Here is a 21,771-nt window from a genome sequence, read left to right as displayed (position 1 = left end):
TTATTCTTTGATATATACGCCTGCCCGGACAAGGACGTCCTGCCTTAAACGATCATCCCCCTCTTTAATATCCACTTCCAGAATGACCCCCTGCGTATCATATTGTGTGTTTTGCAGTACACCGTCATAGCGTTCGGCCAGATATCTGATATGGGCCTCTTCGGCAAAGTCACAGGCGATACGTAGACGCTGGCGGGGAATAATATGTTCGCAACTCTCTTCGTTCAGTTGTGCCAGAACGTCCTGTGCACTGCGACTGTAGGCACGCTGCAGTCCGCCGGTGCCGAGCTTGGTGCCGCCGTAATAGCGAATGACAAGCAGGGCACAATTTATCAGGTTTGCATGCCGTAATTGTTTAAGAATGGGCATGCCTGCGGTGCCGGATGGTTCGCCATCATCACTATAGCCTTCCTGCAATTGAAGGTTTCCACCCGCATTGGCAGGCGTCGGCTGCACACGGAAAGCCCAGCATATATGGCTGGCTTTCGGATGTGCCTGCCACTCGGTAGCCAGGCGGTTGCGTACGGACTCTTCGGAAGTAACAGGAATAAGCAGGCTGATAAAACGGCTGCGCTTTTCTTCAGTTTCGGCATGCAGGCTGATCAATGGTTGCTGCATGTGCGGAATCAGCGTTTCTGGCAAAGGTAAACCGAGAAGCGGCTGTCGGAAGACAAAACCTCAACCGTGTGGAATTCCTTGCGCAGTTTACCTGCGTAAGGGAGGTGGCGGTTGGCAATTACCAGTAAATGGCCACCTGATACCAGAGCTGCTGCGCTTTGCTCAAACATGCGCTCGGCAATATTGGTGAGCTGCTTATGACCATCGTGGAATGGTGGGTTGCAGACAATCCAGTCCAGAGGCTCTTCAATGCCGGCAAGAATGTCGCCATGATTCAGGGATACATCCAGTTTGTTCTGAATAGCATTGTGGCGGGCGGAACACACCGCCAGCCAGGAGTCATCGGTGAGAATGACGTCGAGCTCCGGATGCGCCTGTTTCAGCGTCAGGCCCAGCAGACCATTGCCGCAACCCAGGTCGCACAGGCGCCCGGCAAAGGGTAAGTCGGTGTGCTGCAGCAAAACCCGGCTGCCAATATCATGCTGTTGACGGGAAAACACGCCGGGCAGGCCGGAAAGTGTCAGGCCGGTAGCGGTCTGATATCCACGCCAGTCATCGATATGGCGGGCCTGCGGGCTGAAGGTCATTTCCAGCAAGCGTGCCTTTCTGACGACTTTTTCCTGGCGGTAGGTCGTGGCTTCCTGCTCCAGCCAGTTGAGCCAACTCACCGGCATGTGCTTGACCATTCCCGCCAGCAAATAGCGTGTATCCGCCGGCAGGCGCTCGCGACAGCACTGCAGCCAGTATTTCAGCTGTTCAAGATTTTTTGGCAGTTTGATCAGTACCTGACGTATGGTTGATGGGATCTGGTCTTCGTCCAGAATCAGTTGATCGTTCGCCAAAGGGAGCTGGTTGCTGTGGTGGTTTAGTCGGGTTGCTTCGCAGGCGCAGGCGCTGTCATGCCAGTTGATGCCGTCCATGCCGCGAGCGGCCAGTGCACAGCTCAGTGCACCATGCCGGTCGTTGATCGTCAGGGTTTTGAGCGGCTCAATCCGGGTCAGCAGATAATCGTCTGCAGCATCCCAGGGCAGGGCGATATGATCAGGTACGAGCGGATGACAGGACAGTGTCAGTCCGGTGTTTTCCCAGACTGGCATCAGTAGAAATTGTCAAAATCTTTGCTGTCGAGCTGCTCAAGCAGGGTTTTGCTGCGCTCGGTGCGTTCTTCCGCTTTTTCCGCAACGGAGGATTCATTGCTTTGTTTTTTGGCTTTGTCGTCTTTTTTCTTGTCAGCGCCTTTGGTGGCAGGTCGTTCGGCACCAGCCGCAGGCTGGGTCAGCGCTTCTTTGGCTTCCGGATTTTCAAGCAGATATTTTTCAAATACAGACAGCGTTTTACGGCCTTTAAGGCGTTTGGTGTTCTGACGGTCTGCACCAGCTTCGCGCTTCAGTTTGGAAATGCTGCCGGTCTTTACTTTGTGGATGCGCTTCAGGGAGCGGGTTTTCTTAATGCGGGTCATCGGAATTATGCTGCGAGGTGCGTAGCCCGCCATTTTAGCGCAGTCCGTGAGGGGTTGTAATGCGGATTTACTTTTTTCGTGTAAAGCGTAAGGTGGCGCTCCGCTCGCTGATTGTCTGCATACGCTGCGGACATCAGACCATTATTGACGGTAACCGGAATGGATATGTACTGGCAGTCGTTGCTGTTTACGCTGGAAACAACTCTCCCTATTTTTATCCTTGTTTTGCTCGGATTACTGCTGCGGCGGCGTAGCGTGATTGATGATGCGTTCATCGCCACGTCATCAAAGCTGGTTTTCAATATTACCCTGCCGGTTCTGATGTTTATGGCTGTTGCCCGTTCGGACAGCGGCGCCGGGCAGCATTTACCTCTGATTGGTTTTGTTCTGTCGGCGGCACTGCTGGGAGCGCTGCTGTCTGCTTTGTGGGCCGGGGCGCTTATGTTGTCTGTGCCGCAACGTGGGGCTTTTATTCAGGCGTCGTTTCGCAGCAACCTCGGCATCATCGGTCTGGCGCTCTGTATTAATGCTTATGGTGAGGAAGGCGGTGTGTTGGGTGTCTTGCTGCTGGCGGTGATTACCCCGGTGTACAATCTGCTGGCTGTATTTTTTCTTACCCGGCAGCAACAGGTTCGCTGGCTGGCTCAGTTACGTCTTATATTGTCGAATCCTCTGATCATCGCCATTGTCCTGGCTGTGCCATTCAGTGCGTTGCAGTGGCCTCTGCCGGAGGTTGCGTTGCGGGTCGGTAACTCTCTGGCGGCGATGACATTGCCTCTGGCATTAATCGGAGTCGGTGGGTCGCTTAGTTTTGCCGCGTTGCGACGTGGCAGTGCCGTCGTGTTGCATATCGTTACTCTTAAATTGCTGGTCGTGCCTGTTATTATTGCAGTGGCGGCATGGATGTGTGGCTTTCGAGGCGTTGAGCTGGGTGTTATCTGTCTGATGTTTGCCAGCCCAACTGCCGCTGCGGCATTCGTGATGGCCAGAAGTATGGGGTCGGATGCGGAATTGACGGCTAATGCCATTGCATTGACAACAATTGGCTCTGTGCTGACGGTCAGTGGATTTGTCTATGTCCTCAGTCTTTTGCCGCTGGTATAGTTGACGTCAGAAAACAATTCAAATTGCTTTGCCAAATAAAAGGGAATCGCTGTCGGTGAGCTCAATGCCTGTAGATAAACGCTATCTGGTCTATCTGGCCTCAAATTCTCAGGGTCTGGATCTGGAACGTTATGAAGTACAAAGGCAGCTTGCCCGTCACGGTATGGTCAATGTCGGCTTTGCCTGTCGTGAAGATGCCGGCCCTTATGACTGGAATCTGGTGCGCTCGCAAATTGAAAGCGCAGACCTGTTTATTCTGTTGCTGGGTGACGATTACGGCCCGATGGCACCGACAGGTATCAGCTATCTGCATCGTGAATTTGTTCATGCCAAATCGCTGAATAAACCAACCCTGGCTTTTATTAAAAATACTCTGCCGGAAAAGAATCTGACTGAAGATCAGCGTCGTCTTGCCGGTTTTCACCGGATTGTGGCTCAGCAGTCACCCTACAAGCTGTGGCACCTGCGCGAAGAGCTGATGTCCCATGTTCGGGCTTCTCTGTCCAGTTCCATGCTGGTTCTTGGTCCGGGCTGGGTGCCTGCCGGAGCAGGGAAGGTGGCAGAAATGCCTATCGCCGCTGAACCTGCAAAAGAGACGGCGGAGCCATTGTCAGCACGCCAGCGTCTTGCCCGCAGCCGCCAGGTGGTGAATCTGCAGATTGCTGCCAAGGTCTATCAGGGAGGAAATCTGTCGCAGGAAGAGGTGTTGCTGCCGGTGCGGCTGGATCAGTTGCTGCAGGGTGTGATGCCGCTGCTGAAAAGCGGTGCCAGTGAAGATCGTTTACGCGCACAACTGGAGGGCGTCGTGGCCGGAACGGTGAAATCCCAGCTGTTAAAGCGTAACACTCAGGCGCATGCAGTGGATGATATCCGTATCAGTCGCGGGCAGTTCCAGCAGATTTTGCGTCAATGGCAGGGCCTGGGGTTTGTGACGGTCAGTGGCGAAGGTGTGCGGGCATTGTGGAAGGCTCTGGCGGATGTCGCCAAAGCCTGACAGGTGGTTTCAGGCGTTATTGAACTGGCCAAGCAGGGAGTTACGCTGCTCCCATTCACTTTTCATGCTGTCGCAGACGGTATTGCACACATCAAAAATGAACGGTGCCCCGATACTGAAGTAAGCCATATTGCCTTCCTGGCGACGGCGAACCAGGCCGTGGGTACGGAGAGTTGAAAGGTGCTTGGATACATTAGGTTGTGACGCACCGGTCGCCTCAACCAGCTCGCTGACGGATTTTTCTCCCCCCTGCAGCTGGTGCAGGATTCGCAGGCGCATTGGGTCCGACAGCAGTCGGAAGCGCTGGGCGATCAGTTCCAGCATTTCATCAGACATTACTTCTTGCATATAGCTCTCTCCGGTATGTACGCGGATTTTAAATCAACTGCTGCACTGAGAATATAATTATGTAGTCATCCTGTGTAATGATTATTTCTATGGATATTCTGTTTTGTTATTAGTTGCCGGTTGGCTGGCTGCCGCTGAGAAAGGTATTTTCCATTCGGGTGTCATGCAAGCCACGGCAACAATAGGTATACTGCGGCCAGCCTTTATGGGAACTGTTATGCGTATTTTTGTTGTTTTGCTTTTGGTGTTTCTGGCCGGGTGTTCTCAACCAGCGGATGACGTCATCCGTATCAGTGGACCGACCATGGGGACGTCCTATCATATTCTCTGGGTCGGGCAGGACCAGAACGCTGCAGCCGGTATTCAGGCGCAGATCGATCAACGCCTGGCTGATATTAACCGCAGCATGTCAACTTACGACCCGAACTCCGAATTATCTAAGCTGAATCAGGGGCGTTTGCCTGTGTCTGACGGCGGCTGGACAGTATTATCTGAAGACCTCTTTGCAGTCCTCACTGACGCTGCGGAAATTCATACGAAAAGTCGTGGACTATTTGATGTTACCGTTGGCCCATTGGTGAATCTCTGGGGATTTGGCCCGACTCCGGCCACTGATGAGGTGCCTTCGGATGCTGCTATCGCTGCGGCGCTGGCGCAGACCGGGCCGGAAGCCATTGAGCTGAATGCCGCGACATCAGCGGTAAGGCTGCAAAAGCCTCTGTATATCGACTTGTCAGCTATTGCCAAAGGCTGGGCGGTAGACGAACTGGCGGATCTTTTGCGTACTCAGGGCATCTCACGTTTTATGGTTGAAGTGGGTGGTGAGGTGCATACCTCTGGTGTGAAGCCGGATGGTTCTCTCTGGCGCATTGCGGTAGAGCGTCCGGGTAGTATGCCCGATGTTCGCGGCATAGAACTGGTGATTGAGCCTGGTGAGATGGCGGTCGCAACGTCCGGTGATTACCGCAATTATTTTGAAGAAAATGGTGTGCGCTATTCTCACACCATCAATCCTTTTACCGGTCGCCCGATTGTTCATCGTCTGGCTTCGGTAACCGTTGTCCATGAATCAGCCGGTATGGCGGATGGCTGGGCAACCGCTTTAAATGTTGCAGGCCCGGATGTCGGCATGCAACTGGCCGAGCAGGAGCAACTGGCTGTTTTTATGATTGTGCGCGCTGATGATGGCTTTTATGAACTGGCTTCCAGTCGTTTTCGTCAGCTGTTTCCACATTATCAGTCAGTTGAACACTGACTTACGAGGATCTGATTATGTTAACAATGTTGGTTGCGTTCGCCGTTATGCTGCTGATCGTTGCGGCAATGGCCATTGGTGTATTAGTTGGCCGTAAGCCAATCAGTGGTTCCTGTGGCGGCATGAGCGCCATCGGTATGGATGGCGCCTGTGATGTTTGCGGTGGCGACAAAAATAAATGCGAAAAAGAAAGCAAAGAGGCTGCTGAGCAGTCGTCTGGCGCAGATTTCTATGATGCGACTAAGCGCTAATCATGCGGAATAGGTATTTTCACCTACAATAACAGCTGTCTATGATAGCTGCGGCAGGCCTCAACATACGGCCTGTCGCACACTTTAAACCGCAGTCTATTCTGCGGAAATCCGACGGAATGATGGAGTAAACAGGCATGGCAGATTATCACTACGACGTCGTTGTTATAGGTGCAGGCCCCGCCGGGGAAGGTGCCGCAATGAACGCCGCCAAAAAAGGCAAAAAGGTGGCGGTCGTCGAGGATAAAAGCATGGTCGGCGGAAACTGTACCCACTGGGGCACAATTCCTTCAAAAGCGTTGCGTCATGCTGTTAAACAAATCATTCAGTTCAACACCAATCCGATGTTCCGGGAGATTGGCGAGCCGCGCTGGTTTTCTTTCCCGCGGGTATTAAAAAATGCTGAGCGTGTAATTGCCAAACAGGTAAAGCTGCGCACTGAATTTTACGGGCGCAACCGCATCAGCGTGTACACCGGTAACGCAAAATTTGCCGATGCCAATACCATTGATGTTTACCATGGCAGCATGAGCAATACCCGCTTGCATGCGCAGGAAATTGTTATTGCCACCGGTTCCAGCCCATGGCGTCCGGACAATATTGATTTTACCCACCCGCGTATTTACGACTCAGACACCATCCTGCAGCTGGAGCACACGCCGCGCACCATTATTATTTATGGCGCCGGGGTTATTGGCTGTGAATATGCCTCTATTTTTTCCGGTCTGGGCGTAAAGGTAGACTTAATTCACCCGGGTGATCGTCTGCTGAATTTCCTTGATGATGAAATTTCAGATGCCCTCAGTTATCACCTGCGTGATAAAGGTGCATTAATCCGTCACAACGAGCAATTCGATTCAGTCGAAGGCAATGAGCGTTATGTGACGATGGTGATGGCGTCTGGCAAAAAAGTAAAAGCGGATGCCTTCCTCTGGGCGGCAGGGCGCAGCGGTAATACCAAAGGTCTTGGGCTGGAAAATATTGGCCTGAAACCAAATGGGCGCGGTCAGATCGATGTCGATCATGAATACCGCACGGCCATTTCCAATGTCTATGCGGTAGGTGATGTGATTGGCTGGCCATCGCTGGCTTCTGCAGCCTACGATCAGGGGCGTGCAGCGGCAGCCATTATTGCTTCACCGGAAGATTTCCGTTTTGTCGATTCGGTTCCAACCGGGATTTATACCATTCCGGAAATCAGCTCGGTTGGTAAAACTGAGCGTCAGCTGACGGAAGAAAAAATTCCGTACGAGGTAGGGCAGGCCTTCTTCAAAAATCTGGCCCGCGCACAAATCACCGCCGAAGGCGTTGGTATGCTGAAAATATTATTCCATCGCCAGACGCTGGAAATTCTTGGCATTCATTGCTTTGGTGACCAGGCGGCTGAAATTGTGCACATCGGTCAGGCAATTATGAGTCAGAAGGGCGAAGGGAATTCACTGAAATATTTTGTGAACACCACCTTTAACTATCCGACCATGGCAGAAGCTTATCGGGTTGCCGCACTGAATGGTTTGAACCGCCTGTAAGTGTTCAGATGCATGTTCAGAGCAATAAAAAAGCCGCTTTTGCGGCTTTTTTATTGCTCTGTTTTTATTGCCCGGGTTTTATGCCTGATAAGTATGAATGCGCAGGCTGGGCAAAAATGCTTCGTCGCTGATTTTCTGATCACCACGTTGCTGGCGGGTGCGTCCGCTTGGTGGTTCGGGTGGTATTTCGTTAAACGCCGGCAGTTGTGCGTCGGAGCCTGTGATAAATAATGGCAGCGCCAGATTCATGGCTTTTTTGCTCAGGCCTGACTCAGGTTTAAATACCAGATTAGCCCGCACCACGGGTGCCAGGGTTTGTATCTGTGCCAGTTGCAGGTGAGCCGGTAACTGCGCCAGTTTATTCAGCTGCACCTGGATATGTGTTTTTTCTTCTCCCAGCTCCAGCAGTTTTTCCTGCGCCTGCTGAACACTGATTTTTTTAATGCTGCGGCCGTTGACGTACCAGCTGAAGCCGACTTTTTGCGGGCAATGTTCAAGCAGCGGAATATGACGGAAACACTGTTTTAAATGGATGCGTTTAAGGCCGGCAAAGGTCAGGGATTCACGCAGAGAATCGTGGCGCTGGCCAAGCTGGCTGTAATGTTCCAGCCAGTCATTATTGTCCAATTCCTGACGCACCTGCTGCACGGCTTTGCGGAAACGGTCTTTCTGCAGATTGATGGCCCGGATTTGTTCTGCAATTTCTGCATTGGCCATGACTAAGCCGTGGCGGCTGCGGGTTTCGCGGCCATCCTGACCATCGCGATACCACAGGTCACAGATAATATCGGTCAGAAACTGCAGCTGGCTGGTTGCTTTCTGCTCGCCGGGATTAAGCGGAATCCAGAGAGTGGGGCGGGCGTCCTGTAATTGCTGGCGCAGTGTCTGTAATGCAGCCACCAGGGCATCAAATTCGCTGGTCAGATCGCTGATCACTGAGAATCTCGGGCTTCCAGTTTGGCACGGATAAACTCGCTGTGAGGAACGTACAGCAGTTCTGCGATGCGGCGGATAATGTGCTCTTCGTATTTATCCAGCCCGTTGCTGCTGTAGGCAACCTGCCACAGCCCGGTCATCAGCCGGAACTTGGCCGCGGCATCCAGTTGCTGATTGATGACCGCAGTAAACTGAAACAGATCGCTGGATATTTCCACCCGCTGCAGAGCATCCTGCAGCAGTTCGCTGCACTCGCTGCTGCTCAGGTTAAACAGGTTTTTCAGCACCAAAGTCAGTGCCTGTTCTTCCTCTGCATCGATGCTGTGATCAGCGCGCATGACTTCGGCCAGCAGCGCTGCACAGGCCAGATTGATGTGGTGGGGTTCCGGACGCTTTTGTTCGTCACGAAACAGGCTCAGCAGGCGTTCAATCACAGTAACTGACTCAGGCGTTGTTCAAGTAATTGCTGATCCGCGGCAAAGCGGCGGATGCCGTCGGCCAGTTTTTCGGTGGCCATGGCATCTTCATTCATCGCCCAGCGGAACTGCGCTTCGCTGACGCTGTGTTTGGCGATTTCAGAGTGGGCTTGCGCCGGGTTCAGCTGTTGCGGCAGATCGCCAGCAGAGCTGCTGAGCTGGGCCAGAAGCTCCGGGCTGATGGTCAGCTTGTCGCAACCGGCCAGTGCTTCCACTTCGCCGGTGTTGCGGAAGCTGGCACCCATTACCACCGTCTTGTAGCCGTGAGCTTTGTAATGGTTGTAAATCTGGCTGACTGAAATAACACCCGGATCGGCTTTGCCGCTGTAATCGGCGTCCGGCTTGCTGGCTTTGTACCAGTCGAGAATACGGCCGACAAACGGAGAAATAAGCGTTGCCCCGGCTTCGGCGCAGGCTACGGCCTGGCTGAAGTTGAACAGCAGGGTCAGGTTACAGTGAATGCCTTCCTGCTCAAGTATGCGCGCGGCCTGAATGCCTTCCCAGGTGGAAGCGATTTTGATCAGAATGCGTTCGCGGCCAATGCCGGCATCGGCGTACATCTGAATCAGCTTGCGTGCTTTGGCAACGGTTGCGGCGGTATCAAAGGATAAACGGGCGTCGACCTCGGTGGAGATCAGGCCGGGGATGATGTTCAGAATTTCGCAACCAATCGCCACGGCGATTTTGTCACAGGCGTTCACAATCAGGCTGTCGCTGTTATGGATGCCTTGCGCCCACTGCAGTGAGTGACGGATGAGATCCTGGTAGGCCGGCAGTTCAGCCGCTTTCAGAATCAGTGACGGGTTGGTGGTGGCATCCTGCGGTTTGTGCTGGCGGATGGCGTCGATATCACCGGTGTCGGCAACGACAACGGTCATGGCTCTCAGGGCGTCCAGTTTGCTCATGGGGTTCCAAAACCTTATTTGCGGCAGCAGGGCCTTGCTGTGGCGGGCTATGCTGAAGTTTGATCGGATACTGAGTAGAGTGTCGCAATGACGGTACAAGGTCAATGCGGCCCTTGCCTTTCTCTGTTAAAAAAGCATTTCAATACAAACACTTGGGGATGGATTATGAAAGTTTTCAGCAGCATTGCGTTATGGCTGATCAGTGTGGTTGCTCTGGCCGGTGAGCCGGTCTGGATTGATGTGCGCACCGCCGATGAATTCAATGCCGGGCATGTTGGTGTTGCCCATCATATTCCTCACCAGCAGATGGCGGAGCAGATTGGCAAACTGAAGCTGGAAAAAGACGCCGATATCTACCTGTACTGTAAGTCCGGCCGCCGGGCAGGCATTGCCCGCGATGCGCTGCTGGAGCTCGGCTACACCCAGGTCACTAATGTCGGCGGTCTGGGCGATGCGCTACGCCTGAAAGCGGAAATGGATAAGAAAGCAAAGGCGGCTAAGTAAGCCGTCAAAATCCGGCCGCCGGCAACCGTAATTGGCGCTGAGGATTAATAACCCATCAGCGCCAATGCCTGTTCAAGCACTTCAACACCGGAAGTACGCTTCGGTGCCTGCTCGCTCAGATGGCGACGGTACAGGCGCGCGCCAGGCTGACCATTGAACAGCCCCAGGGTATGGCGGCTGATATGGTGCAGGGTGGCACCTTTACTCAGCTGCTGTTCGATATAAGGGTAGAGGCTGCGTACGATGGCGGCCTTGTCGATGGCAGCCGGGCTTTCGCTGTGTTCTGAGGTCGCGGAGTAATAACGCTGATCCACTTCGGCCAGAACCGACGGGTTATGGTACGCCTCGCGACCAAGCATCACGCCATCAACATGGGGCATCAGCTCTGCAATCTGCTCGTGGGTGGTGATGCCGCCGTTGATCAAAATCTCCAGCTGCGGAAACTCCTGTTTCAGGCGGAATACTGTGTCGTATTGCAGCGGTGGAATTTCGCGGTTTTCCTTCGGCGACAGGCCCTGCAGAATGGCTTTGCGCGCGTGCACAATAAAGGTCTCACAGCCTGCATCGGCGACGGTGCCGACAAAATCACGCAGCTGTTCATAGCTGTCCTGATCATCGATGCCGATACGGTGTTTGACGGTGACATCAATACTGGTTGAGTCTTTCATGGCCTTAACGCAGTCGGCCACCAGCTGCGGGTGAGCCATCAGGCAGGCGCCGATCATATTGTTCTGCACCCGGTCGCTGGGACAGCCCACGTTCAGGTTAACTTCGTCATAGCCCCATTCTTCGGCAAAGCGCGCGCACTGGCCCAGCGCCTCCGGATTGCTGCCACCCAGCTGCAGAGCGACAGGATGCTCAAGCTCGTTGTATTCAAGGAAGCGTTCACGGTTGCCGTGAATCAGGGCGCCGGTTGTGACCATTTCGGTATAGAGCACGGCATGACGTGTCAGCTGGCGCCAGAAATAGCGGCAATGGCGGTCAGACCACTCCATCATCGGAGCGGTGGTAAAGGTTCGGTCGATGTGTTTTCTGGTCATGGCTGGCGATCGTTATCCGCAGGGTTTTGCAGCAGGGTGGTGCAGGCTTTCAGGTAGCGGCTGCGGTTTATCAGCAGATGCCAGCGTTTGCCGCCAACCTGACGCCAGAGAATGGCGCCGCGGATACCAGCCAGCAGCAGCGCACGTACGCGGTTGGCAGTGTGGGCATTCTGCAGGTGTGTCGGGTTGCCGGTGACGTGAATGCGGAAGCTGAGATTGCTCAGTGTCTGCTTATACAGGCCTGCCAGTGCAGCGACGGTGTTTTCATGTCCGACAGAAAAATGATCAGCCTGACGCGAGGCACTCTGGATGCCATCGCCCAGCGCGGCCATCATCGCTGGTTTCTGACGCAGCTTGCGCTCCAGGTGCAACAGGCTCAGGGCGTAGCGGGTAACGTCAGGGCTGACGCCCTGCATTGAACGATTGAGCATGGTACCCAAGTGGTTCAGGCCGACGTTCAGGCTGGTATGAGGGTTGCCGTAAACATCGCTGAAATGCTGCGGTGACTGAATAAACAGGGCGCGTAACAATGGCTCGGATGAGTCGGCAGGGATGTCCCCGGTCCGGGCTAACTGTTCAACCAGCACCGCAGCCTGTACCACGGCAGCCAGGGCAATGGCTTGCTCTTCATTGCGGGAAAGCATCATTCGTTATCACCGGTCTGTTCAATAACCCCGCCACCGAGGCAGGTTTCGTCAACATAAAACACCACCGACTGGCCGGGAGTAATAGCCCGCTGTGGCTGATCAAAGGTAATGCGGTACTGGTTGCCATCACGTTCGATCAGGCAGGCCTGATCATCCTGACGGTAGCGCACTTTGGCGCTGCAGCGCAGTGGCAGTTCAGGTTCGCCATTAACCCAGAAAACCTGTTCGGTGGTCAGCCAGTCTTTGAACAGTAATGGGTGATTCTTGCCCTGAACGGCGATCAGAACGTTCCGCTCCAGATCTTTGCCGGCAACAAACCAGGGTTCATCCGGATAGCCGGCCAAACCACCGATGCCGAGCCCCTGACGCTGACCTAAGGTGTGGTACATCAAGCCCTGGTGGACACCGATGTCTTCACCTTTGTCGGTCTCAATGCGGCCGGGCTGGGCCGGCAGATATTGCTTAAGAAAATCGCTGAAACGGCGCTCACCGATAAAGCAGATGCCGGTGGAGTCTTTTTTACCTGCGGTGATCAGCCCCTGTTCTTCGGCGATACGGCGCACTTCCGGTTTTTCCAGTTCACCAACCGGAAACAGGGTCTGGCGGATTTCGGCTTCACCGACGGCATGCAGGAAGTAGCTCTGATCTTTATTGCCATCGAGTCCTTTGAGCAGATAGGTGTGGCCGTCTTTATCGAGGCGGCGCACATAGTGTCCGGTGGCGATCAGATCGGCACCCAGCACCTTGGCGTAATCAAGGAAGGCTTTGAACTTGATTTCACGGTTACAGAGGATATCCGGATTGGGCGTACGGCCGGCTTTGTATTCGTTGAGGAAATACTCGAACACATTGTCCCAGTATTCGGCAGCAAAGTTGGCCTGATGCAGCTTAATACCCAGGGTGTCACACACCTGCTGGGCATCGGCCAGATCTTCTTTGGCGGTGCAGTATTCTGTGCCGTCGTCTTCGTCCCAGTTCTTCATGAACAGGCCTTCGACCTGATAGCCCTGCTCAAGCAGAAGGTAAGCGGAAACAGAGGAGTCGACGCCGCCGGACATGCCGACAATGACTTTGGTTTCAGAAGGCGTTTTCATGATTAAGGGTGCTCTACAATAACGTCCAGAGGGTAACGCTTCCCGGCGAGATAATCCTCAATACAGGTCAGAACCATCGGGCTGCGCAGCTGTGTGCTTGTGCGCAGTTCATCAATGCTCAGCCAGCGCGGGCCAATAATGCCATCATCGAGCACGGCGCCTTCTACCGCATGCAGCGCCCGGGCGAACAGGCAGTAGCGGTGGTAGGTCACCTGATTGGCCGGGGCGGTGTAGGTGTACAGGCCAACCAGGCCTTCAGGCTCCACCAGCCAGCCGGTTTCTTCCAGGGTCTCGCGCCGTGCCGCGTCGATAACGGTTTCGCCTTCTTCTATATGTCCGGCTGGCTGATTGATTACCTGCTGGCCGAGGCTGATTTCTTCAACCATAAGGAAGCGGCCTTCGTGTTCGACGATGGTGGCAACGGTGGCATGTGGAGTCCAGCGCTCAGACATGAGACATCCTGATAAAAAAGGGGCAGGGAGTTTACCCGAAATAAGGGCGCTTGCTCAAATCAGCGCGGTTTACGTGCCGTGCTGATTTTGCGCCTGCCACGCTGCTGTGTGGTCGGGCGGGATTTACCCGGCGTCGGGGCTGGCATGTGTACAGTTTCTTTACGGTATTCGCCAGGCTGCAGATCACCCAGAGACCAGGGGCCAATACTGGCGCGTACCAGACGCAGGGTCGGGTGTCCGATATGAGCAGTCATGCGCCGCACCTGACGGTTGCGGCCTTCACGGATGCGGATCTCAAGCCAGCTGGTGATGTCGTTGGCGCGCTGGCGGATGGGCGGATGGCGGGGCCATAGTGGCGGCTCTTCAATAATGCGGGCGCCAGCGGGGCGGGTCGGCCCGTCTTTTAAGGTGATGCCGCTGCGCAAGGCCTGCAGAGCGGCATCATCCGGAATCCCCTCAACCTGAACCCAATAGGTTTTTTCCATCTTGTGCTGCGGGTCGGCGATGCGCGCCTGCAGTTGGCCGTTGTCAGTCAGAAGCAGCAGGCCTTCGGAGTCGTAATCGAGGCGGCCGGCCGGATAAGCGCCGGGTAGGTCAATATGCGCCTTGAGCGTGCAGCGCCCCTCAGAGTCACTAAACTGGGAGAGGACGTTAAAAGGCTTGTTGAGCAGTATCAGGGTGGCCATGGCTTTGTCTGGTTGGTTCTGTAAGAAAACTACTTATTCTTTCGTCTAGCTTGCATTTTTTGTAGAAAAACTACAAATTACCGCCCCGGACTCTATGAGTCGCCGGAACTAATCCCCGGCACCGATGCGGTTGACTGTCCCAGCATAAGCAGGACAGATCCCGAACCGGAGGCTTTATTGTACAGGAAATGCGGTGGCCAAAAGCTACCCGCCTGTTAAGCCTCATGCGAAACAGCAATCAGCTACCATGCGATAGGAGTAACAATGTCCACCGATACCCCAAAGATCATTTACACAGAGACCGATGAAGCGCCGGCACTGGCAACCTACTCTCTGCTTCCGATCGTTAAGGCATTTACTCAGTCTGCTGGTATTGCTGTTGAAACCCGCGACATCTCTCTTGCCGGCCGTATTCTGGCTGCTTTCCCGGAATACCTGACCGAAGAACAACGTCAGTCTGACGACCTGGCAGAGCTGGGTGCTCTGGCGAACCGTCCTGAAGCCAACATCATTAAGCTGCCAAATATCAGTGCCTCTGTGCCGCAGCTGATTGATGCCATCAAAGAATTAAAAGCCAAGGGTTTTAAAATCCCCCGTTATCTGGAAGAGCCGGAAACTGAGGAAGAAAAAGAAGCTAAGCGCCGTTACGACAAAATCAAAGGCAGTGCGGTAAACCCGGTATTGCGTGAAGGCAACTCAGACCGTCGCGCGCCAGCCTCGGTTAAACAGTACGCCCGCAATAATCCTCACAGCATGGGTGAATGGTCTGCGGATTCTAAAACCCATGTTGCCCACATGGATCATGGCGATTTCTACGGCAGTGAAAAGTCGGTAACCATGGCAGCGGCGACCGATGCCCGTATTGAATTCATCGCCGCTGATGGTGAAAAAACGGTTCTTAAAGCCAAGCTGCCGCTGCTGGCTGATGAAGTTATCGATGCTTCAGTGATGAGCCGTAAGGCACTGCGTGAATTTTTTGCCCGTGAGTTTGAAGATGCGCGTCAGCAGGGTGTACTGCTGTCTGTGCACCTGAAAGCCACCATGATGAAAGTATCCGATCCGATCATCTTTGGTCATGCGGTATCTGTATTCTTCTCTGATGTGTTTGAAAAATACGCCGAAACCTTTGATGAGCTGGGCATTAATCCAAATAACGGTCTGGGTGATTTGCTGTGGAAACTGCGCCATCTGCCAGAAGAGCAGCGTGCTGCCATCGAAGCCGATATTCAGGCGTGTTACAGCAAGCGTCCTGAGCTGGGTATGGTGAATTCCGATAAGGGTATCACCAACCTGCATGTACCAAACGATGTGATTGTTGATGCGTCTATGCCAGCGATGATCCGGGCGTCTGGTAAATTCTGGGATAAAGAAGGTGGTCTGCAGGACACCAAAGCCATTATTCCGGATCGCTGCTATGCCGGCGTGTATCAGGAAACCATTAACTTCTGTAAGAAAAATGGTGCGTTCGATCCGCGCACAATGGGCAGTGTGCCTAATGTTGGCCTGATGGCGCAGAAGGCGGAAGAATACGGCTCACACGATAAAACCTTCGAGATTCAGGCTGATGGCCGCGTTCAGGTCGTCGACGCTGGCGGTAACGTATTGCTTGAGCATGCCGTAGAAGAAGGCGATATCTGGCGTATGTGTCAGGCCAAAGATGCACCGATTCAGGACTGGGTGAAGCTTGCAGTAACCCGTGCCCGTCTTAGTGATACGCCAGCGATTTTCTGGCTGGATAAAAACCGTGCTCATGATGCACAGCTGATTGCCAAGGTTGAGAAGTATCTGGCTCAGCACGATACTTCGGGTCTGGATATCAGCATTATGACCCCGGAAGAAGCGACTCGTGTAACCCTGCAGCGCCTGAAAGAAGGCAAAGATACGATTTCCGTTACCGGTAACGTTCTGCGTGATTACCTGACGGATCTGTTCCCGATTATGGAGCTGGGCACCAGCGCCAAAATGCTCTCTATCGTGCCATTAATGGCTGGCGGTGGTCTGTTTGAAACAGGTGCCGGTGGTTCTGCACCTAAGCATGTACAGCAGTTACTGGAAGAAGATTTCCTGCGCTGGGATTCGCTGGGTGAATTTATGGCATTGTCGGCCTCTCTCGAACATCTGGCGCATGCTACCGGCAATGATAAAGCTCACGTGCTGGCAGAAACTCTGGATCTCGCAACAGGTCAGGTGCTCGACAATAACAAATCGCCATCCCGTAAAGTGGGTGATATTGATAACCGCGGCAGTCATTTTTATCTGGCGCTGTATTGGGCAAAAGCACTGGCTGAGCAGACTAAAGATGCTGACCTTCAGTCATGCTTTGCGCCGCTGGCGAAAAAACTCTCGGATAACGAAGCGGCAATTATGGCTGAGCTGTCCGCAGTGCAGGGTAGCAAAGTTGACATTGGAGGTTACTATCGTCCGGTGCCGGCTTTGGCAGAGAAGGCGATGCGTCCAAGTGCAACGTTGAATGCAGCCATTGATGGCCACTCCTGCTGATCAGTTAAGCAACATAAAAAAACCGCCGAAAGGCGGTTTTTTTATGTCCGTTTGTCTTGTCGTGCATGCAGCCTGATGAGATCAGGCTCCCTCGGGAGCAAATGAATGCTCGTCTGAAGTTTCGTTATCAGCCGAAGCTGCATCAGTCTCTAGAGCGCGGATGTTAATAGCATGGGTGCCTTTATCGCTGGGCTTGGTGTCAAACTGAACGGCCTGGCCAGCTTTCAGTGTGCGGTAGCCATCCATCTGGATGGTCGAGTAATGGGCGAACAGGTCTTCATTGCTGTCATCAGCAAGAATGAAACCGTAGCCTTTTGCGTTGTTGAACCATTTTACCTTCCCTGTTTTCATTATTATGCCTCCCTTGCATGCCTTACGACTGAAATAAGCTCTGGCTTACTACCCATGGCTGAATAACACACTAACCCCACAAAAACAGAGCGTCAAGCGTCCATAAGTGGTCTTTATTTGCATTCACACTTGTTATTGTTTGGGGCGCCCGCATTTAACAAATAATACCCTGGAAGCATTGCTGTGCTAGAGGTGTGGGGGGCAGAGGGTTATCATGCCAGCAAAATGCAACGATTCTATCAGGCTATGCACCACATCTTTGATTCTCAACTAAACTTACAAGCAGAAGATCCTTACTCCAATGATCATGGCGGGGTGGTAACTGAAGCGGTAAAGCCGGCTCTGAAAAAGCCCCCTATGTATTGTGTGGTTATGATGAATGATGACTACACACCCATGGAGTTCGTAGTTGAAGTGTTGCAGCGTTTTTTCAGTAAAACGCCAGAGCAGGCAACGCAGATTATGTTAACGGTTCACACTAAAGGCAGTGCAGTTTGCGCAATACATACGAAAGACGTAGCGGAAACTAAAGCGGCTGTAGTGAATCAATATGCAAGAGATTGTCAGCATCCATTGATGTGTGAAATTTCTCCGGCAGATGACTGAGGTTAGGAGGCAATATGCTGAACCGAGAGTTAGAGCAAACACTGAATGATGCATTTAAGGATGCTCGCTCGAAACGTCATGAATTTATGACGGTAGAACACCTGCTTCTGGCCTTGCTGGATAATGAGGCGGCAGCGTCTGTGCTGGAGGCCTGTGGCGCAGACATCACCAAGCTGCGCAAAGAACTGCAGGAGTTTGTTGACTCCACTACACCACTGATTCCTGAGCATGATGGTGAGCGGGAAACCCAGCCAACGCTGGGATTTCAGCGCGTACTGCAACGGGCCGTATTTCATGTTCAGTCGTCCGGAAAGTCTGAAGTTACCGGGGCAAATGTTCTGGTTGCTATTTTCTCTGAACAGGAAAGTCAGGCCGTTTACTTCCTGAAACAACAGAATATCGCCCGTATTGATGTGGTGAATTACATCTCTCATGGAATTTCTAAAGTATCCGGCCCGGATGAGTCTTCTGACCACCTGTCCGAAGGGTCGGAAGAGGAAGCTGAGAACAGCAGTAAAAGTGCGCTGGAAGGTTATGCAACCAACCTGAACCGTTTGGCGCGGGAAGGTAAGATTGATCCGCTGATTGGTCGTGATTACGAGGTCAGTCGTCTGGTGCAGACACTGGCCCGCCGGCGCAAAAATAATCCACTGTTAGTTGGCGACTCCGGTGTTGGTAAAACCGCCATTGTTGAAGGTCTGGCCAAGCGCATTGTTGATCACGATGTGCCTGAGGTTATTGAGGATGCCGTTGTTTACAGTCTGGATATGGGCGCGCTTCTTGCCGGAACAAAATATCGCGGCGACTTTGAAAAACGTTTTAAAGCCTTGCTTGCCGAACTGAAAAAACAACCGCATGGAATTTTATTTATTGATGAAATTCATACCATCATCGGTGCCGGTGCTGCATCCGGTGGCGTTATGGATGCCAGTAATTTATTAAAACCTCTGCTGAGTTCCGGTGAAATACGCTGCATTGGCTCTACAACCTTTACCGAATTCCGCGGAATTTTTGAAAAAGACAGCGCGCTGACCCGTCGCTTCCAGAAAATCGATGTAGCTCAGCCATCGGTTGAAGATACTTATAAAATTCTTAAGGGGCTGAAGTCCCGTTTTGAGGAGCATCACAATATTCGCTACACCGATAAGGCGTTAAAAGCGGCGGCTGAGTTGGCGGAGCGCTATATCACAGACCGTAATCTGCCGGATAAAGCGATTGACGTAATTGATGAAGTCGGTGCGCTGCAACATCTGTTGCCAGCGAACAAACGCAAGAAAGTGATCGGCGTGACTGAGGTTGAACAGGTCGTTGCGGCGATTGCCCGTATTCCGCCAAAAACCGTATCGGCTTCGGATAAAGAACTTCTGTTTAAGCTGGAAGATAAATTATCCATGGTGGTGTTTGGTCAGGATGAGGCGATCCAGACGTTATCGACAGCGATTAAAATGTCGCGTGCCGGACTTAATTCTCCGCAAAAACCCATTGGCTCATTCCTGTTTGCCGGGCCTACCGGTGTTGGTAAAACCGAGGTGTCGCGACAGCTGGCGAATGTTATGGGAATGGAATTAATCCGCTTTGATATGTCGGAATACATGGAACGGCATACTGTTTCCCGTCTGATCGGTGCGCCTCCGGGCTATGTAGGTTATGACCAGGGTGGTCTGCTTACCGAGGCAATTAATAAGAATCCACACTGCGTATTGTTATTGGACGAAATTGAGAAGGCCCACCCGGAAGTGTTCAATATTCTTCTGCAGGTGATGGATCACGGCACGCTGACGGATAACAATGGTCGCAAAACCGATTTCCGTAACGTGATTCTGATCATGACAACCAATGCCGGGGCGGAGCAGATGAGCCGCTCGAGTATTGGCTTTACCTTCCAGGATCACAGTACGGATGGTATGGAGGCGCTGAAGAAAACCTTTACGCCTGAGTTCCGCAACCGGATCGACAGTATTATTCAGTTCTCGCCATTATCGCGCGATACCATCCTGCACGTTGTCGATAAGTTTTTGGCAGAACTGCAGGGGCAGCTGGATGACAAACGCGTGCTGCTGAATGTCGATGACGATGCGCGCCAGTGGCTGGCTGAGCACGGCTATGATGAGCGCATGGGAGCTCGCCCAATGAGTCGTCTGGTTCAGGATAAAGTGAAAAAGCCATTGGCCGAGAAGATTCTGTTCGGCGAGCTTGCTCAGGGCGGGGAAGTGGATATTGCAGTCGAGGATGGAGAGTTGGTTCTGACAGTGCCCGAGGAGGTGCCAGCCTGATTGCTGTCACCTGCCGGGCATGTTGGCATCAGCGTGCCCGGTAGGTGATACGACCTTTGCTTAAGTCGTAAGGTGTTAATTCAACTTTCACCTTGTCGCCGGTCAGAATGCGGATGTAGTTCTTACGCATTTTTCCTGAAATATGAGCAGTCACAACGTGCCCGTTCTCCAGCTTTACCCGGAACATCGTATTTGGAAGCGTGTCGATTACTTCACCTTCCATTTCAATGTGATCATCTTTTGCCATTCGTCACCTGTTTAGACCTTGCACAACGCGGGCGCATTCTGCCTTAAATTTCAACAATAAGCAAAGCGCTATCCGTTTGTTGCGTTTCGGATGGTGGGAATCAGCTGTTGAGGAGGGACCATTGGCCTGCGCGGTAAGCCTCTAATGGCACAAACTGTCGCTTATAGTTCATCTTTCTACTGCCATTAACCAGATAGCCCAGATAGTTGAAAGACAGCCCGAGAGGTTGGCAGAGCTGGGTTAGCCTGAGAATCATCAGGGTGCCAAGGGAGCGTTGTGGCAATTCATCGCTGTAGAAGCAATAAACCGCTGACAACCCATCCTGCAAATGATCAAAAACCATGCAAGCAACCAGCTTTCCTCCCAGGCGCGCTGTCAGAAGGTCTGTTGTGCCGAAGTCGCTGACCAGAAAATCCGTGAATTGTCGGCGACTGGGTGGATACATATCACCATCGGCGTGCTGAGCATTAATGTACTGTTCAAACAGATTGTATATTTCATCGCTGTCGCTGGGTTTTTCGATGCGCAGCTGCAGGTCGGTATTTTTATTAAGAATGCGCCGCTGACTGCGGGAGGGCTGAAAGTCTTTAACCCGCAGGCGTACGGAAATGCAAGCCGAACAGGCCGGGCAGTCAGGGCGGTATACCAGGCGGCCACTGCGGCGGAAACCGTTAAGGCTGAGCAGTGTCAGGGTTTCCTGGTCGAGTTCGGCGCGAGGGTCAACATATAAACTCCGCGACTGCTGATCTTCAAGATAACTGCAGCTGTGGGTCTCCGGTGGTTGGAATAACATGATTTTTTTCATGCCAGCCACCCTGGCAGCATCAGTTGCAGTGGCTGCTCTGTTGCTTTCTGTAATATGCCTTCAAAAGCTTTGCGCTCAAGTTCAATAAGGCCAAATTGCCCCAGATGATCGGTTTTCATCTGACAGTCAATCAGCGTTACTCCGGAGGCAAACAATATCGGCGCTGCAGTGGCGAAAGCCAGTTTTGATGCGTTGCTGCGTCTCGAGAACATCGATTCTCCGAATACGGCGCTGCCGATGGTCAGACCATAAAAGCCGCCACATAGGTATCCGTCTGTGTCCCAGCATTCCACGCTGAACGCCCGCCCGGCCCGCTGCAATCTGCTGTAGCAGTCGATGATTTCATCGCAGATCCAGGTGCCGCTTTCATAGTCACGTGGCTGTGCGCAGGACTGAATAACGCTGTCAAAAGCCAGGTTGCAGCTGATACTGAGTTGCTCGCGGCGCAACAGTTTGCGCACCGTACGCGGCAGATGAAAACTTTCGGCGGTAATGACCGCGCGTGGGGCTGGGCTCCACCATAGCCGTGCTTCCCCCGGATCATTCCAGGGAAAGATCCCTTTACGGTAGGCGCTGTCCGCCCATAGCGGACTTACCCGGCCTCCGGCTGCGAGCAGGCCGTTGGGTTCGTTCAGGGCTTTTGACGTAGCCGGAAATACCGGCGGAAGGACTTCATCTAGCCAATCAATCAT

The 21,771-nt window shown here is 53.0% G+C and carries 25 protein-coding genes; 9 read left to right on the top strand and 16 right to left on the bottom strand.

Going from position 1 to position 21,771, the window contains the following annotated elements; translation table 11 throughout:
- From LGT44_RS05085 to LGT44_RS05075, 3 genes are read right to left on the bottom strand one after another with little or no spacing between them, the layout of a single operon-like run.
- Nucleotides 1-618, bottom strand: coding sequence for an IMPACT family protein (locus LGT44_RS05085; protein ID WP_230332270.1), 618 nt, complete (start codon nt 616-618; stop codon nt 1-3).
- A gap of 8 nt (nt 619-626) precedes the next feature.
- Nucleotides 627-1,715: a class I SAM-dependent methyltransferase gene (locus LGT44_RS05080; RefSeq protein ID WP_230332269.1), complete on the bottom strand. Its 1,089-nt coding sequence runs from the start codon at nt 1,713-1,715 to the stop codon at nt 627-629.
- A complete protein-coding gene (locus tag LGT44_RS05075) occupies nt 1,715-2,077 on the bottom strand; it encodes a hypothetical protein (protein ID WP_230332268.1) in 363 nt (120 codons plus the stop codon). The genes LGT44_RS05080 and LGT44_RS05075 overlap by 1 nt, the downstream gene beginning before the upstream one ends.
- A 159-nt stretch (nt 2,078-2,236) precedes the next feature.
- Here LGT44_RS05075 and LGT44_RS05070 point away from each other — a divergent pair, with 159 nt between their 5' ends.
- Nucleotides 2,237-3,181 carry an AEC family transporter gene (locus LGT44_RS05070; protein ID WP_230332267.1) on the top strand — a complete coding sequence of 315 codons (945 nt, stop codon included), beginning with the start codon at nt 2,237-2,239 and terminating at the stop codon, nt 3,179-3,181.
- 64 nt (nt 3,182-3,245) lie between these two features.
- On the top strand, nt 3,246-4,175 hold the full coding sequence (locus tag LGT44_RS05065) for a DUF4062 domain-containing protein (protein WP_230332266.1): 930 nt from the start codon (nt 3,246-3,248) through the stop codon (nt 4,173-4,175).
- A 9-nt stretch (nt 4,176-4,184) separates the two neighbouring features.
- On the opposite strand, the gene LGT44_RS05060 is transcribed toward LGT44_RS05065, so the two are convergent.
- Nucleotides 4,185-4,523: an ArsR/SmtB family transcription factor gene (locus LGT44_RS05060; protein WP_145468606.1), complete on the bottom strand. Its 339-nt coding sequence runs from the start codon at nt 4,521-4,523 to the stop codon at nt 4,185-4,187.
- 217 nt (nt 4,524-4,740) lie between these two features.
- Here LGT44_RS05060 and LGT44_RS05055 point away from each other — a divergent pair, with 217 nt between their 5' ends.
- The 3 genes from LGT44_RS05055 (at nt 4,741) to sthA (ending at nt 7,558) form a co-directional block, all read left to right on the top strand.
- Entirely contained in the window at nt 4,741-5,778 is a 1,038-nt protein-coding gene (locus LGT44_RS05055; protein WP_230332265.1) for an FAD:protein FMN transferase, read from the top strand.
- A 17-nt stretch (nt 5,779-5,795) separates the two neighbouring features.
- Nucleotides 5,796-6,029: a (Na+)-NQR maturation NqrM gene (gene nqrM / locus LGT44_RS05050; RefSeq protein WP_145468610.1), complete on the top strand. Its 234-nt coding sequence runs from the start codon at nt 5,796-5,798 to the stop codon at nt 6,027-6,029.
- 137 nt (nt 6,030-6,166) lie between these two features.
- Nucleotides 6,167-7,558 (top strand): Si-specific NAD(P)(+) transhydrogenase, encoded by a 1,392-nt coding sequence (gene sthA, locus LGT44_RS05045; protein WP_145468612.1) that lies wholly within the window; start codon nt 6,167-6,169, stop codon nt 7,556-7,558.
- Between the two features lie 78 nt (nt 7,559-7,636).
- Here sthA and LGT44_RS05040 read toward each other — a convergent pair whose 3' ends face one another.
- The 3 genes from LGT44_RS05040 to tal are packed head-to-tail and all read right to left on the bottom strand — an operon-like array spanning nt 7,637 to nt 9,875.
- Nucleotides 7,637-8,494: a DNA replication terminus site-binding protein gene (locus LGT44_RS05040; RefSeq protein WP_230332264.1), complete on the bottom strand. Its 858-nt coding sequence runs from the start codon at nt 8,492-8,494 to the stop codon at nt 7,637-7,639.
- Nucleotides 8,491-8,928 carry a tellurite resistance TerB family protein gene (locus tag LGT44_RS05035; RefSeq protein ID WP_230332263.1) on the bottom strand — a complete coding sequence of 146 codons (438 nt, stop codon included), beginning with the start codon at nt 8,926-8,928 and terminating at the stop codon, nt 8,491-8,493. Before LGT44_RS05035 ends, LGT44_RS05040 begins: the two co-directional genes overlap by 4 nt.
- Nucleotides 8,925-9,875 (bottom strand): transaldolase, encoded by a 951-nt coding sequence (gene tal, locus LGT44_RS05030; RefSeq protein ID WP_230332262.1) that lies wholly within the window; start codon nt 9,873-9,875, stop codon nt 8,925-8,927. Before tal ends, LGT44_RS05035 begins: the two co-directional genes overlap by 4 nt.
- 165 nt (nt 9,876-10,040) lie before the next feature.
- On the opposite strand from tal, the gene LGT44_RS05025 reads away from it, so the two are divergent.
- Nucleotides 10,041-10,379 carry a rhodanese-like domain-containing protein gene (locus LGT44_RS05025; RefSeq protein ID WP_230332261.1) on the top strand — a complete coding sequence of 113 codons (339 nt, stop codon included), beginning with the start codon at nt 10,041-10,043 and terminating at the stop codon, nt 10,377-10,379.
- A 44-nt stretch (nt 10,380-10,423) separates the two neighbouring features.
- On the opposite strand, the gene dusA is transcribed toward LGT44_RS05025, so the two are convergent.
- Genes dusA through LGT44_RS05000 form a run of 5 tightly spaced genes read right to left on the bottom strand, consistent with a single transcriptional unit; the run spans nt 10,424 to nt 14,298 of the window.
- Complete coding sequence (gene dusA / locus LGT44_RS05020) at nt 10,424-11,419, bottom strand: tRNA dihydrouridine(20/20a) synthase DusA (protein WP_230332260.1); 996 nt, start codon at nt 11,417-11,419, stop codon at nt 10,424-10,426.
- Nucleotides 11,416-12,066, bottom strand: coding sequence for a high frequency lysogenization protein HflD (hflD, locus tag LGT44_RS05015; RefSeq protein ID WP_230332259.1), 651 nt, complete (start codon nt 12,064-12,066; stop codon nt 11,416-11,418). The genes dusA and hflD overlap by 4 nt, the downstream gene beginning before the upstream one ends.
- Nucleotides 12,063-13,160, bottom strand: coding sequence for a tRNA 2-thiouridine(34) synthase MnmA (mnmA, locus tag LGT44_RS05010; protein ID WP_268866387.1), 1,098 nt, complete (start codon nt 13,158-13,160; stop codon nt 12,063-12,065). The genes hflD and mnmA overlap by 4 nt, the downstream gene beginning before the upstream one ends.
- Nucleotides 13,161-13,162: 2 nt before the next feature.
- Nucleotides 13,163-13,612, bottom strand: coding sequence for an NUDIX hydrolase (locus LGT44_RS05005; RefSeq protein WP_230332258.1), 450 nt, complete (start codon nt 13,610-13,612; stop codon nt 13,163-13,165).
- 59 nt (nt 13,613-13,671) lie between these two features.
- Nucleotides 13,672-14,298 (bottom strand): pseudouridine synthase, encoded by a 627-nt coding sequence (locus LGT44_RS05000; protein ID WP_230332257.1) that lies wholly within the window; start codon nt 14,296-14,298, stop codon nt 13,672-13,674.
- A gap of 264 nt (nt 14,299-14,562) precedes the next feature.
- Between LGT44_RS05000 and LGT44_RS04995 the strand changes: the two genes are divergently transcribed.
- Complete coding sequence (locus tag LGT44_RS04995) at nt 14,563-16,797, top strand: NADP-dependent isocitrate dehydrogenase (RefSeq protein ID WP_230332256.1); 2,235 nt, start codon at nt 14,563-14,565, stop codon at nt 16,795-16,797.
- An 81-nt stretch (nt 16,798-16,878) separates the two neighbouring features.
- Here the strand turns inward: LGT44_RS04995 and cspD are convergent, their stop codons facing one another.
- Nucleotides 16,879-17,148 carry a cold shock domain-containing protein CspD gene (cspD, locus tag LGT44_RS04990; RefSeq protein WP_225692684.1) on the bottom strand — a complete coding sequence of 90 codons (270 nt, stop codon included), beginning with the start codon at nt 17,146-17,148 and terminating at the stop codon, nt 16,879-16,881.
- Between the two features lie 183 nt (nt 17,149-17,331).
- Here cspD and clpS point away from each other — a divergent pair, with 183 nt between their 5' ends.
- Both clpS and clpA read left to right on the top strand, forming a co-directional pair.
- Nucleotides 17,332-17,754 carry an ATP-dependent Clp protease adapter ClpS gene (clpS, locus tag LGT44_RS04985; protein ID WP_328296335.1) on the top strand — a complete coding sequence of 141 codons (423 nt, stop codon included), beginning with the start codon at nt 17,332-17,334 and terminating at the stop codon, nt 17,752-17,754.
- Nucleotides 17,755-17,768: 14 nt separating this feature from the next.
- A complete protein-coding gene (gene clpA / locus LGT44_RS04980) occupies nt 17,769-20,027 on the top strand; it encodes an ATP-dependent Clp protease ATP-binding subunit ClpA (protein ID WP_225692686.1) in 2,259 nt (752 codons plus the stop codon).
- Nucleotides 20,028-20,055: 28 nt separating this feature from the next.
- Here clpA and infA read toward each other — a convergent pair whose 3' ends face one another.
- From infA to aat, 3 genes are all read right to left on the bottom strand, one after another.
- A complete protein-coding gene (gene infA, locus LGT44_RS04975) occupies nt 20,056-20,274 on the bottom strand; it encodes a translation initiation factor IF-1 (RefSeq protein WP_028292799.1) in 219 nt (72 codons plus the stop codon).
- A 100-nt stretch (nt 20,275-20,374) separates the two neighbouring features.
- Nucleotides 20,375-21,079, bottom strand: coding sequence for an arginyltransferase (locus LGT44_RS04970; RefSeq protein ID WP_230332255.1), 705 nt, complete (start codon nt 21,077-21,079; stop codon nt 20,375-20,377).
- On the bottom strand, nt 21,076-21,771 hold the full coding sequence (gene aat, locus LGT44_RS04965) for a leucyl/phenylalanyl-tRNA--protein transferase (protein ID WP_230332254.1): 696 nt from the start codon (nt 21,769-21,771) through the stop codon (nt 21,076-21,078). Before aat ends, LGT44_RS04970 begins: the two co-directional genes overlap by 4 nt.

Origin of the sequence: Thalassolituus alkanivorans, assembly GCF_020447205.1 — a bacterium.
Classification (GTDB): domain Bacteria; phylum Pseudomonadota; class Gammaproteobacteria; order Pseudomonadales; family Oceanobacteraceae; genus Venatoribacter; species Venatoribacter alkanivorans.
The sequence above is the reverse complement of the archived record's forward strand: the minus strand, read 5'-3'. Positions and strand labels throughout refer to the sequence as shown.